Here is a 13,276-nt window from a genome sequence, read left to right on the forward strand (position 1 = left end):
ATTCCGGGGTAAATCTCTGTGCACTCATGACGCCCTCCTATGCTCAAATCATAGGCCGGCAGCGTCTAGCATTCCCTGGGCAGTCCAATCATAGGCCGGCAGCGTCTAGCATTCCCTGGGCAGTCCAATCATAGGCCGGCAGCGTCTAGCATTCCCTGGGCAGTCCACTGGCTCGATTCGCTTATCGCGATTAGAGCCGTCGTGGGTGTCAATTTTTTGACTCGCCCGGTTCGTAGTACATTGGCCGGGGGCCAAATAAAACTGCGCGTTCGCGATAGTCTAATAAGATCATCCAAAGTTGGAGGGTAAATGTATAAGAAGGTTTTCGGAGCTCAGCGTCAACTACTGCTTGAGTCGCTGACTAAAAGTTGGCTTAACGAAGGCCCGACCATTTGCTTCATTGAGGGTTTCCCCGGTGTCGGGAAGACTGCGCTTGCCGGTGACTTGTGTGAAATGGCCCGCAGCGACGCCGGCTTTCAGACCTGCTTTGAAGAGGTGCCGGACCGACCCGATCCGTCTCTGAACGATTTGTTCATCGATCTGGCAGCCAACTTGAGCAGCCATTGCCATCTACCAGACATGGAGGCGGTATTGCTGGCCGATGGCGAGATGAATCTCACACGAGCCCTCGACCGTGCGCTGCGCCAACGGGTGTTGATCGTCATTGATGATGCCCAACGCCTCTTCAAGTCGGATACTGGCGAACCTATCGACGAGTTTGCTTCGATTCTTGCGTCGATCGGTTCGCGCCGCGGGCATGGAGGACGACTTGTTCTATTGAGCGATCGACTGATTGTGCAAGGACGTTGGTCAACCGAGATAGCAATCAAGAAGTTGGGCGAACTTCAGCCAGAGGAAGCGATTGATCTCCTCGAGGATCGGCTCGCCGAGGCCAACATCCCAGAGAGCGTCGACGATGAACGAAAGAAGGACCTCGTTCAAGCGCTAGGCTGCAATCCCCGAGCGATTGAGACACTGGTTTCAACGCTCGCGTTCGAGTCCCTCGATGAAGTAGTCGGACGCCACCCGGGATTCTGGTCAGTCGATGACCGAAACATGTCGCGTGAGTTCTTGCTCAAACTCGAAAAGGATCTCCTGGAGCGTTCAATTACGCACCTCGATTCAGGGCACCACAAGCGCCTCTTGATGTTGAGCGTCCATAGAAAGAATTTCGAACAGCCGGTGTTCCAACTTCTGTGCGACGGAAAGCGAGCAGAAAGCCGTCAACTAGCGCATGCGCTCGTCTCGCACTTCTTGCTGAAGCATATTGGAGGTTGGTACTCCGTTCATACTGTGGTTAGAGAAATCGGGCTAACTCACCTCAAAGAACATGATTCCGATTTTAGGCAGGCGCATGCACGGGCAGCCGAATACTACGCGCGACCGTTGAAGTCGCGCGACGCGAGCGGATTCAATTCTCGCTTGGTCAACTCATTCGCGGAAGCTCGATACCATCTTTATCACGCCGGGCGCTATGACGAGCTCAAGCAGCTCTTAGTCCAGATGATGGATGTCGCCAAGGCCGAGATGAATGCCACCTCGCCAGTGCCCGATCATCCGGACGTACTAAATGAACGCATTGGCATTCTAGCGATTCTGCTGGAAGACGATGGTCCGGGTGGGCTGCACTACTACATGGCAAGATGCTTGCGTGCGCGCGGCGGACCTGGGGATCTGAACAAAGCCGTCGAGCACGCCCGCAAGGCCGCATTGGGACGGCGTGTTCCCGCGGACGCCTGGGTGTTGCTCGCACAACTCCTTGAACAAAGTGGCGACATACCTGCTGCGATCGAAACGATTTACAAGGCACTCGACTCTGTTCCGACGCAGGACAAGCGATTTGCGCTCTACCACTTTGGGGCTACGTTACTTGCGAACAACGATAAGGTTTCGGACGCGTTGATCCTCCTGCAGGACGGGATACTGAATGTCCCTGCAGAAAAGTCCCTTGCGCCGATTTACCTGAAGGCCGCTGACCTGTACATCAAACAAGGCAGGCCGGACATGGCGACTAGTCTTCTACAGGACGGCGTCACGAGAATCCCCGCCAAGCACGATCTCATCGCTTTGTATCGTGCTTTGGTTCAAACGCTTCTGAAACAAGATCGAATAGAGGATGCTGACAAATTGCTCGATGCTCCCATCGCGGATGGAAACTTCGACGGGCCCGATCTTGAATCAGCACGCGAGCTTCAAAGGATGGTGCGCGCTCGTCTGAAAGACCATCTGCGCATGAAGTTGCCGTCCGATCAGCGAGCTGCGCTAGTAGCAGCCCCACATCCACCGCAAGTCGCAGCGGAACCTCTGGCTCCGGTGGGCAAGCGCATTCTGGTCTTAGCCACCGAATGGGCAGCAAAGCAAGGCGGGCTCTCCACGTTTAATCGAGAACTCTGCACATCACTGGCAAAGCTGAACCATCAAGTTTTCTGCGTCATTCCAGACGTCCAATCTGGCGACGTCGATGCCGCCGCAGCATGCAACGTCCGACTGATCGGAGCGTCACAGGTCAGGGGTGCAGACGATTTTAGTGGCTTGATGCGCAAGCTCCCGATAGGCGACTTTGTGCCTGAACTCATCATTGGGCACGGCCGCATCACTGGTAATGCAGCGAAGGTTCAACAAGAAGACTCTTACCCAAATGCTAAGCGGATCCACTTTGTACACATGGCACCAGGTGAGATCGAATGGTACAAGGGTAAGGAGGACGCGGCCCAATCGGCAGAGCGTCGGGAGGAAATCGAACGCGATCTGTGCCACGGGGCCAACTTGGTAGCAGCGGTTGGCCCACGACTCTATCTGGAGTTCGGAAATTTGTTGTCCGCACTTAAGGCTCCGCCCAGACTGCATCAGTTCATTCCGGGTCTACACGGCATTCCTTCCAGGGATCCGGTACCTGGCCTTCTCTGCCTAGTGCTCGGTCGTGCGGACGATCTTGAGCTGAAAGGTCTCGACATTGCGGCGCGCGCCATGGCGAAGCTCATGGACTCCGCTTCTGAGTTCGAATCAGAGCCGGAGCTCGTTGTCCGGGGTGCTCCTACCGGGACGGGCACTTTGTTGCGAGAGCGCCTGCGTGAGCTTGTTTTCCCCAGCGATCTATCGATCCGAGTTAAAGAGTACTCTGCTGACATTGACACTATCGAGCAGGATCTGCGACGCGCTTCCGTTCTTCTTATGCCTTCGAGACGCGAGGGTTTTGGCCTAGTGCCACTGGAGGCACTTCAGGTAGGCACGCCGGTGTTGGTCAGCAACAAGAGCGGTTTCGCGGAATTTCTCAAGAAGAAGATCTCTAGTGCCAGCCAACTGCAGCAGTACGTCGTTAGAACAGTTGACGATTGCGATGAGTCTGCCGACGAATGGTGCAAAGCGATCGAGTTCGTCCTTCGCGATCGCAAAGCCGCTTTTAGGCGCACTGCAGACCTGAAAGACATCCTAGGAGACTACACATGGGAGGCGGCTTCGTCCGCGTTGGTGCGTGCAGTATTCGACGAGCCTGCCGTGTAGCTGGAGTCCTGGTTCCACGCTGAAGCTCGATGGCGATGCAGACGTATCAACCTCTGGAAGATCGCCTTTCCGGCGTTCGTTAAGCGCTTCCCGATAGCTGTCGTTAGCGAGCGACAGTTGTTGGGCGATCGCCGAATTCCGCAGTGGGCCGCTTCGTCGGAAGCCGACCGACGGCTCAGGGTCGGGATGCGCCGCTCGGACGTCGCCGGCTCGCCGGAGCGGCGCGGCAGCATCGTACGGCGCGGTTCGGCCAGAAGCGGTCGGTCTCGGTCGACGTCCAACTGAGTGATAATTGGCGTGATAATCCTGTATCACAACGGTGTTAGGAGCTTTATGGGCGTGAAAACCAAAATCATGCTCGTGATATCGGTGACGATCTTCGTCACTTGCGTCGCCATCGGTGTCTCGACATTCAAATGGCAAGGAATCGACTTGAGTCATGCATCTCGTGGCTCGATTAGCGCGCACGCGCCCTGAGTTCCGCGCGCGTATCGATCTATCGACGTCAGAGATCTGAAGGCGGAGGCCGGCCAGTAGCGGACAGTGAATGCGTACTCGACTATCAAATGATCAGCAAGGTGGTAATCACAGGAGGAGCCTCGAATGCAACAACAATGGACGCGCATAAAAGATCGGTTGGCGAGACTCGGCTGTCTGGACCAGATGGCCTTACGGCCCGGCGCATCGCAAGCCGACATCGAAACGCTGGAGGGACATATGGGCTTGCTGTTGCCTGAATCGTTCAAGCAGTTCTTGCGAATCCATGACGGCCAAGACGGTTTTGGGCTTATGTATGGCAATCAGTTTCTCTCCGTCTCTGGCATACGCCAGCAATGGGATAACTGGCGTTCTATAGACGAGAATGCGATGAATGATGACTGCGCCGAATTCATGGGCTCCGAGCCGCAGGGCTTCATCAAACCTCTATACTGCAACCGGAATTGGATTCCGTTCAGCCACGATGGTGGAGGAAACCACGTCGGCATGGACTTTGATCCAGACGCGCGAGGCGGTGTCGGTCAAGTTATCGCATTCGGTCGCGATGAGGACCTAAAGCGTCTGCTTGCCAATTCATTTGACGCATTCGTGGAGAGTTGGATCGACTGGCTTGACCGTGCGGTATGGAATGGCAAGTATCTCGACGTTGTGGATTCCGCGTAGAGTGATGACGTTATTTGCTGGTATTTGGATTGCCACTCGGGGCAAGGTCCGCTTCGGGTCGGGATGCGCCGCTCGGACGTTGCCGGCGCGGCGCGGTAGCATCGTACGGCGCAGTTCGGCCAGAAGTCGTCACTCGACATGCATTGGTTGATCGTTGACAATGCGTCCTCACCTCGATCTTGAGGAAGCTTTGAACGACAGCAATACACATCGGCCACGACTCGCTCGGCGCTCCTGCTTTGGGTAGTTGTGTACGATGGGCATGTCATCCTACGATCGAGAGAAATTGCTCGTCGATAACTTGTTGTAGATAGAATAAAAACCACATTAAAAACCTAATTCGCGAATCTATATGAAAATAAACTACATGACGGTTAATGGGCTTTTCGGCAAGCCCGGGATTACTACTTATAAATTCAATTCAGACCTGAATATCTTGACCGGAATGAACGGATCAGGAAAAACAACCGTCATGAAATTGGCCTGGGCTATAATTAGTGGAAATATATTACTCGCCCTTAGAGAGGTCAATTTCAAGTCATGCACCGTTGACACAGATGAGTATAACTGTACGGTTATTCGCACTGGTTCCATGTATTGCAAAGTCGAACTGGAGATTGATGACGATTATATCGTTCTAGAGGATGACGTCGATGATTCGGAAAATTATGCCGAGTACGCAGAAGACAAGGCACACTCTCTCATGATCGGGAAGGGGAGCTCCATTTTCTTCCCCACTTTCCGCCGAATCGAAGGTGGATTCTCGATTACGCCAGCTACACCGACTCGAACAAGAGCTGGAAATAAATCCAATGGTGAACTAGAAGATTCTCTGGTATCGATTTCACGAAAACTTTCGAATGAGGGCCATTCATTCGTTGCTGCACTTTCCAGTCAAGACATTGTTAGCTTGCTGCTAAAAAGGTACGCAACCTTATCTGAGGAAATAAATACATTCCAAGGCGAAGTCACCAAAAGTGTGATTGAGAAAATTCGCCAATATGAGAAAACTCAAAACAATCGACAAGATGCGGACTCTCTTCTTTCGGAGACCCGTGCAGAAATTGAGAAAATAGAGGAGTTTAGTTTACGTACCCTCACTCCTCTCAACGCAGTACGGAATCTCGTAGAGAGATTGTTTCGGCACTCCGGCATTTCCTTTGGAACTCGGCTCAGCTTTGGAGACGCCGCTGCCGCGGTGACAAGCGATGCTTTGTCGGCGGGCGAGAAGCAGATGCTCAGCTTCATTTGCTATAACGCTTTTCATAAAAATTCCATCATTTTCATTGATGAGCCAGAGCTTAGCCTGCATGTCGATTGGCAGAGGAAATTATACTCAATCCTCGAGTCGCAGGAATCGGGTAATCAATTTATCTTCGCTACACATTCCCCCTTTATCTACGCAAAATATCCCGATAAGGAAGTGAGCGTCGGCGTCGACAAGGGGGAGTGAAATGAGCTCGGAAAAGACACGCCCGACCGTGGACGAAATCTATGAACTTCTTAAGCGGACATCTATCCCCACAGTCTTGGTAGAGGGCAAGGATGACATTATTTTTTATCGCTCTATCGAACACGAATTGCGCGATTTGGATGTTGATATGCTTCCGGCCGGAAACAAAGATGCCGTACTTGAGCTTAGAAATAAAATAAAAGAAGGCCCAGTGTCGGTGCCGGTCGTTTTTGTTGTTGACAATGACCTTTGGGTATACTCGATCACGGAACGACCAAGTAATATAGACGATGTTATTACCACAACCGGATATTCCATAGAGAATGATCTTTTTGTCGATGGTGATCTCGAGGATTTGCTTATCCCCGAAGAGGTGGCGAGGTTTAAGGCTGAATTAAGTAAATTCCTGCGATGGTATGCGCTTTCTATTTATAGAAATATAAATGGAGCGGCGTCAAGCTTCCGTACGCATGCAGGAAAAGTTCTGGATGACGAGGATTTTTATAAAGCGGAGGTGGTGCTGTATGAAGGCGAGGTTTATCCGGAAGCGCTGCTTGAAACCATTCAATCGAACTACGGAGCCCTAGTAAGGGGGAAGTCACTATTCGCCTTACTTCTTCGCCAGTTGTCAGCCAAGAACCGGCATGCGAAATTTGGAGGCAAGCAATTGATGGCAATTGGAGCGTCCAGAAAGGGCTCCCATTTCCAAAGAATTCAGACCTCCGTGAGGGAATCACTGGAACTGGCTTTGAACTGTCCGACGCCTTCTTAATACGCGCTATGGAGGCTCGGCTCCTCTTGGCACCTCGCTCTTGCCGAGTATGACTGGGCCTACGTGCTGCATCCTCACTAAGAGCCCGTGCGAGCGTCCGCTTAACGGAATCTCCACAGACCGGAATGGGTCGGTTTCGGGCGTTCGCGTCGGGCGAGAGCCAGTGGTGACATCAGCTATAAGAGCTGATAACACAAGTCATCCACGAATCTCTAGCAGCCGACGCAGCATCTACAAATGAAGCCACTGCCAGTCGCCTTATCCAGATTTATCGCAAGGGAAATGCTAATTTGGAAGAGATAAAAATTGACTTTAATATCGAACAAAATATCTAACATTGAGACCATTAAGCTTTCTCAACAAGGGAATTTATTACACCGCCCTGCATGCTAAGCCGCCATCAAAACCATACCTGATAACTGGAAAGTTGGAATGCCTTTTCATGGAATTCAATGTTCGAACGACCAAAGGCATTTCATTATTCACCGCGAAGACAAACGCGCAATGAAAGAGATGCGAGCCAGGATGAAAATAAGGCAAAGAAAATAAAATATTGCCCCAGAAGGTTTTGCCGCTGCTGATGCTGTTGCCGAAAGCAATAAATCATTGCATATGAACGCCGTGAGATAAGCGACGAGGTGATCTACTTTATGAGTCTGGAAATTTTCGAAAAATTGCTAAATCCGGTGACAATGATGGCCGGAGAGCAAGAAATCCTCTCTCTGGGAGAAGGCGCAGTCCCGCTTCTTAGAGGGTTGCTAGACGGAAGCGCCAGAAATGCATTTGGTGTTCCGTACAGGAACTTGGGTTTACCTTTGCGTTGCGCGCTTGAGGTGGCTATGAGGCTTGGCGAGCGTGCTAATGGGCTCGAAGCACTAATTGTTCTAGAACTGCAAAGAGGTGACCCAACAGCAGCAAAGGTGCTAGCCGAATTCCGCCGGGTAAGCGAGTCGGCAATTTCAGGGCTGTCAGAAGCACTGACCTCGGAGAACATTGAGCTTCGATATGAAGCCGCGTATGCACTCATGCAACTGAATTGTGACTTTCATCCAGCAGTTGTTCGTAATCTGGCACAGTCTTCAGGTGCCCAAACAGCTTGGAACAAAGTCAAGTTGCGCCTTAGCTAGACTGAGCAGCCGTCGGCTTGTGCATCGAGCAGGAACTTGCCGCTCGACCTTCGGATTTGATGAGCTTTCAAGGTCGCAATCAATTTGAAGGATTTCTCATGATTCATCGTATTGCCGCCGCATACCATCAGCCATCATTTTCCCGCAGTCGTTGTGGATGGCTGACTATCGATGACGTCGCCATAGAGCAATGGCTATCTACCCACCTGAATGAACCCGACGTCGCCATGCTCGGCCTCTCAATAATATGGCTCGTCGACGAGGATGAGTATGCGCTTGCAAGACGGCGCTTCACTCCGAGGCAGCAAAGCACCTCGACTATTGTCCCGCTGTTGGTATGCAGCGATGATATGGATTTGGTCGATTTTGGACAGCCTGTTGTAGTTGGACAAGGGAAAGTGACGCTCAGCCCGATGCAAGTTGCAAGTGTTTTTTCTATCGGAGTAGTTGCGGAGACGAAGCGGCCGGATAGCTTGTTTAAGTCTTATGATTATTGGGATGGATTGGCGATGGCATGATGAAAAAGGTGTATTGTAGGCTTTATATTTTTGCAAAGTCGTTCATAATCTGGCGGATTCCTCAGTCGCTCAAACAGGCATGACGCCGAAATGTAGATCAGCCTCTCATTTTCTACGGTTTGGATAGGCGCTTCTCGGAAAACGAAATGACCCGTATGGATGAACCCAAAGACGTTGCAAAGATGTGCGCTGAACTGGATGGCGCCCCGACTGACGAAACTCGGCTACCACTCTTGATTGAACTGCTCAACTTGGACGGGCACGAGCGTCATGAAGACATCGTGTTTGATCTTGGGCTTATCGGAAATCCTGCCGCTATCCCAGCAATCGCCAGAGCCGCTACATCTAACTTTCCGTACATGGATAGATGGGGGAATCTCCACGAATTCCAGCGCAAGTGCGCGTATGCGCTCGCTCGAATTGGAACGCCCGCATCTCGTGCAGTCCTTGAGCACTTGGCCCGTCACGAAGACATCTATTTACGCAAGTACGGCGAAGAAGGACTGAGCCACTGGCCGCTTCCTTTTACAAAGTGCTGAACGTTCGGTATCGGGAAGATTGAAAGACCGCTTCGGGTCGAAAACCGCCAGTCTTGGCTGGCGGCTTTCGGCCAGAAACGGTCGTTCCGGTACCCGCGACATAGTGATAGTTTTTTATCGAGCTAGGGCGAAAAAGACGACCTGCAAGTTCGTAGAACAAAGTAGCATCGAGCTGCGCATGGCAGATTTTTCAGTGAATTCATATCTAAAAATTCCCAGACTATCATGACCTTGCTTGAAATTTTTGATAAATTTTCCAGAGAATATGAATTTGATGTGTCGCTCATTAGAGGATGGCTTTATATAAAAAGGAATTTGTTTGTAAATTCTGAATATGATGTGGAGATAAAAATCGGAAATAGCGGCGGAAGCTTTTTTACGCGTAGCTATGCGCTTAAAAATGGTATTTGCATCTGGGGACGAGGTGCGGATATCTTGCATAAGAGCCTTGGAGAAAACAGTCAGTTCACTAGAGCTGCCATTAACTTGGCTGGAGATTCATTCGCGCGCATAGAGCTGAGCAAGGGGGTTCTCTTGATCCGGTTGGGGCCCAGCGGATTCAGTGGATTTGATTCGGATACTTCGGCGATACGCTTGTTCTTTAGCGATGCTGCGAAGGTTGCGGATGGATTTGTCGAAGCGGCAAAAAATCATCAGCCAACTCAAGATTTCACAAATTTAACAAAATTCAGGCTTGGCCCAAGAGCCTGGAGAAATTCGATGATGTTGATTTTTATTCTGACTCTTTTTCTTTTTATTATATTTCGTTCTTGAAAATTCGAGGCTTACGCAACATCATCGTTATTCAACTGAATCTCCGGCTGCAGCTCGATATCATAGGGAGCATCCGCTTAGGAGAAACGTGACTGATCGTCATGGGTCGATTACGGTCACCCATTCTTGGCCACTGTCGGACGTCGCATCTAGAACTCCAACCGTCGCCACATTTCGCAGAATTCAGTAACATCGCTAAATTCGATTCGCTGCCGATCCTACAGATGCGGCCGCGTACGAAATCCACGTGTAACATAAATCCCAGCCCAACCTACCAGACTCTCATATAGCAAGGAGCCACGCGAATGGACGAACGAGAATCGTTGTACGTTGCCGGGATTGCACTTCATGATAACGGCGATTTTCAATCCGCCTTCTATAAAGTGGAAAAAGCCGCCAATCTTGGATTGGGTGATGCGCAAAGCTTTTTGGCAAATATGTACGATGCAGCGGAAGCTGGGCCCAGAGATCGAGAAAAAGCAATTTTCTGGTACAAGAAAGCAATCAAAAATGGCCTTGCCTATGCGGCATCCAATTTGGCCATTTTGTATAAAAATGAGGGCAAGGAACGATGGGCGAATTTTTGGCTAGATCGGGCGGTCGAGATGGGTGATGTGACAGCTCACGAAGAGCTGGCGGCGTGGTGGGAGAGTTCAAGAAAGCCTGACCCGCAGATCTAGGATCATCGCAAGCCTCGGCATATCGAGAATCCCAGCAACACGACCGCCCCACCTGGCTAAGGCCCCAAGCCCTCGAAGCCCCAAACTTCGCATCCCGCAACATCACTTCGCATCACCCATTTTTCCCGATCCGCTGCAGAAAACAGCCCATTTTTGACCGGTTTTCCGCAAAAACCGCCTCACCCCTCAAGCGGCGTAACCAGCCCAAGCCCCGAAAAATGCCGCTCGGCGTTCTCAAGAAACAGGTCAATCGTCCGATCCCGCGCCTCAGGCGAAGTCCCGGCCACATGCGGCGTCAGCACCACGTTATCGAGGCCGATCAGTTCCCCCGGCGGCGCAGGCTCGCTCTCATACACATCCAGCCCCGCCCCGGCAATCCGCCCGTCGCGCAGCGCGGCAGCCAACGCCGCCGTATCCACCGTGCTCCCTCGCGAAACATTGACGAGAAAACCCCGCGGCCCAAGCGCATCGAGAATCGCGGCATCGACCAAATGCCGAGTCTGCGCCCCGCCCGGCGTGGCCACCAGCAGGTAATCGGCCCAGCCCGCCAGATCGGCCAACGCATCGAAATAGCGAAACGCGGCACCGTCGCGCGGGCGCCGGTTGTGATACCCAACCTCAAGATCAAACCCGCCAGCCCGACGCGCAACCTTCTCGCCGATCCGCCCCAGCCCAACGATGCCGAGCCGCTTGCTCGAGAAATTCGGCTGCATCGGCAACGCGTCGCGCCACACGCCGGCACGACACGCGGCATCGAGCCTCACCACGCCGCGCACCGCGGCCAGCAGCAGCGCGAACGCGTGATCGGCCACGCAGTCGTCGTTGGCGCCCACGCCGTGCGCCATCGCGATGCCGCGCGCCCGCGCTGCCGCCACCGGCAGATTTTCGTAGCCGACGCCAAGCGCATGCAGAAACCCAAGCTTCGGCAGCCGCGCCAGATCGGCTTCGGAAAGCCCCGTGGTGCCGTTGGTCAGCACCAGTTCCACATCCGCGCCGCGCGTGTCGATCGCCTGCTCGCGGGAAGCCGCGTCGGGGGCGTAAATCAGTTCGTAGGCATCGGCAAGGCGCGCCCGTGCATCGTCTTGCACGGCGATCAGGACCAGCAGGCTCGGTTTCATGGCGGATTCGGGGCTCGTCGGAAGATGCGGGCCAGTGTAGCAAGCAGCCCCCGGCCGCACCTGACGCGCGGCTGGCGCGCGGCAGCCCGCGCCGTCAGATCAGCAGATCCTCGTAGAACGCGCCGAACGGCCGGCTCGGGTGCGCGATCTGGATTTCGAGCACCCACAGCCCGCTGGCAGGCACGCCATCGTAATCGCCGAGGTTGCCGGCCTTGTAGATCGCGTGCGGAAAATCGCTGACGCGGTGCCCCTTGATGTCGACGTTGAGCCGCCAGCCGTGCGCCTCGGCGCGCTCGGCCGCGTATTGGTACAGCGCGGCGCCGCCCGCGCCGGTGCCGCGCCAGTGCGCCTCCACCTCGTCGAACACGGTTTTCGCGGCCTGCGCGCAGGCCTGCTGCTCGGCGTCGCCGCCCACCACGAACGTCGCGCCCGCGTCGCCTTCATGGCCCTGCCACACCACACCGAGATCCACGAAGAAGATGTCGTGCTCGCCAAGCACCGGATCGCCTTCGGGCTGCTGCTTGAACGTCTTCAGCGTGTTCGCGCCGAACCGGATCAGCACCGGGTGCCAGAGCCGATCCATGCCCAGCTCGCCGAGCAGCACCTTGCAGCGCGCGTTCGCCTCGGATTCACGCATGCCAGGGCGGATCTCGTCCGCCATCTCGTCCACCGCGCGCCACGTCATCGCGCGCGCATGCCGCATCGCGTCCATCGAAAAGCGCGCGCCCACCGCCTGCTTCGTGTCTTCCATCGATTGCTCACCCATTCGTCGTTTGCCTGCCGCGCCGTCGCTTCGAAAAACGTTCCGGATCGACAGCGTTATATCCTGGTGTATATTACGTGACATCTCGCAACCCCGATCGACAGGATCGTGCCGGCTGCGCGCGGCGGCTCTCGCGGCCGGGCGCGGCGTGCGGCGCGACAGGCGTATGAGCATCTCTACACACTGGACGGACGAGGAAGTCCGGCACGGCGAACTGTCGTCGCGCATCGTGGCGGTTCGGCGGCGCGACGACGCGCAACGGGCGGCCCTGATCGTGGACGTGGTGGACGCGTTCGCGCGGCTGCGCGGCAGCCTGCTGCGCTTCGTCGCGCTGTTCGCCGACGGCGCGGCCTCGCCCGCCCATCCCGGCCACGCGGCGCAGGGCCACGACACGCGTCGCTTCGACCTGCTGCTGGCGGCGCTCGCCGTCAGCGCCAAGCGCGCGCGGTTTCGCCGTCTGGCCGACTTGCAACAGTTGATCGATCGCGTCGCACGCGCCGAAACGTTCCGCGACGTGATCTTCGCGCCGCCGCCCGCGGCCGGCCCGGCCGCGCTGCGCGAGGCGGCGCTGTCGCTCGAACGGCTCGACGCGGAACTGGTCGGGCTGTGCGTCGAACATGTGCTCGAAAGCCGCACGCGCGACCCGCTCGCCGCCGCCCGCTCACCGAAAGAGGCCGACGATGGACACCCCGCCGCTACGCCCCGCCGGCCGTCGCGCCGCGCCGCCGCCGAACGCGATGTCAGCGCCGAGCCGGATGTCAGCGTCGCCGGATCGCTCGCCTGACATGAAGGCCGCGCCGCTGCCGCGTTCGCTCGCCGCCACGGCCATCGAAGCCGCTGCCTCGCGCGGCGGCGCGGGCACGGTCGAAG

General features: G+C 54.8%; 12 protein-coding genes. 10 read left to right on the plus strand and 2 right to left on the minus strand.

From position 1 onward, the window contains the following. Positions 1-309: 309 nt before the first annotated feature. The 9 genes from G3N92_RS35540 (at position 310) to G3N92_RS22740 (ending at position 10,525) form a co-directional block, all read left to right on the plus strand. Entirely contained in the window at positions 310-3,501 is a 3,192-nt protein-coding gene (locus G3N92_RS35540) for a glycosyltransferase (protein WP_206129827.1), read from the plus strand. Between the two features lie 603 nt (positions 3,502-4,104). Further along, positions 4,105-4,662: an SMI1/KNR4 family protein gene (locus G3N92_RS22705; protein ID WP_206129828.1), complete on the plus strand. Its 558-nt coding sequence runs from the start codon at positions 4,105-4,107 to the stop codon at positions 4,660-4,662. A gap of 352 nt (positions 4,663-5,014) precedes the next feature. After that, a complete protein-coding gene (locus G3N92_RS22710) occupies positions 5,015-6,115 on the plus strand; it encodes an ATP-binding protein (RefSeq protein ID WP_206129829.1) in 1,101 nt (366 codons plus the stop codon). A 1-nt stretch (position 6,116) separates the two neighbouring features. Continuing rightward, positions 6,117-6,887: a DUF4435 domain-containing protein gene (locus G3N92_RS22715; RefSeq protein ID WP_206129830.1), complete on the plus strand. Its 771-nt coding sequence runs from the start codon at positions 6,117-6,119 to the stop codon at positions 6,885-6,887. 650 nt (positions 6,888-7,537) lie between these two features. Next, a complete protein-coding gene (locus tag G3N92_RS22720; protein WP_206129831.1) occupies positions 7,538-8,014 on the plus strand; it encodes a hypothetical protein in 477 nt (158 codons plus the stop codon). 17 nt (positions 8,015-8,031) lie between these two features. Further along, entirely contained in the window at positions 8,032-8,532 is a 501-nt protein-coding gene (locus G3N92_RS22725; RefSeq protein ID WP_206129832.1) for a hypothetical protein, read from the plus strand. Between the two features lie 155 nt (positions 8,533-8,687). Next, positions 8,688-9,071 carry a HEAT repeat domain-containing protein gene (locus G3N92_RS22730; RefSeq protein WP_206129833.1) on the plus strand — a complete coding sequence of 128 codons (384 nt, stop codon included), beginning with the start codon at positions 8,688-8,690 and terminating at the stop codon, positions 9,069-9,071. A gap of 225 nt (positions 9,072-9,296) precedes the next feature. Continuing rightward, entirely contained in the window at positions 9,297-9,845 is a 549-nt protein-coding gene (locus G3N92_RS22735; RefSeq protein WP_206129834.1) for a hypothetical protein, read from the plus strand. A gap of 305 nt (positions 9,846-10,150) precedes the next feature. Further along, positions 10,151-10,525, plus strand: coding sequence for a sel1 repeat family protein (locus G3N92_RS22740; RefSeq protein ID WP_206129835.1), 375 nt, complete (start codon positions 10,151-10,153; stop codon positions 10,523-10,525). 179 nt (positions 10,526-10,704) lie between these two features. On the opposite strand, the gene G3N92_RS22745 is transcribed toward G3N92_RS22740, so the two are convergent. Together G3N92_RS22745 and G3N92_RS22750 are read right to left on the minus strand one after the other, a co-directional pair. After that, positions 10,705-11,643 carry a 2-hydroxyacid dehydrogenase gene (locus tag G3N92_RS22745; RefSeq protein ID WP_206129836.1) on the minus strand — a complete coding sequence of 313 codons (939 nt, stop codon included), beginning with the start codon at positions 11,641-11,643 and terminating at the stop codon, positions 10,705-10,707. A gap of 94 nt (positions 11,644-11,737) precedes the next feature. Continuing rightward, a complete protein-coding gene (locus tag G3N92_RS22750) occupies positions 11,738-12,355 on the minus strand; it encodes a M24 family metallopeptidase (RefSeq protein WP_241014968.1) in 618 nt (205 codons plus the stop codon). Here G3N92_RS22750 and G3N92_RS22755 point away from each other — a divergent pair. Next, positions 12,249-13,190 (plus strand): hypothetical protein, encoded by a 942-nt coding sequence (locus G3N92_RS22755; protein WP_241014969.1) that lies wholly within the window; start codon positions 12,249-12,251, stop codon positions 13,188-13,190. The genes G3N92_RS22750 and G3N92_RS22755 overlap by 107 nt on opposite strands. The last annotated feature ends 86 nt before the right edge of the window (positions 13,191-13,276 follow it).

This window comes from Burkholderia sp. Ac-20379 (assembly GCF_017104645.1).
Classification (GTDB): Bacteria; Pseudomonadota; Gammaproteobacteria; order Burkholderiales; family Burkholderiaceae; genus Burkholderia.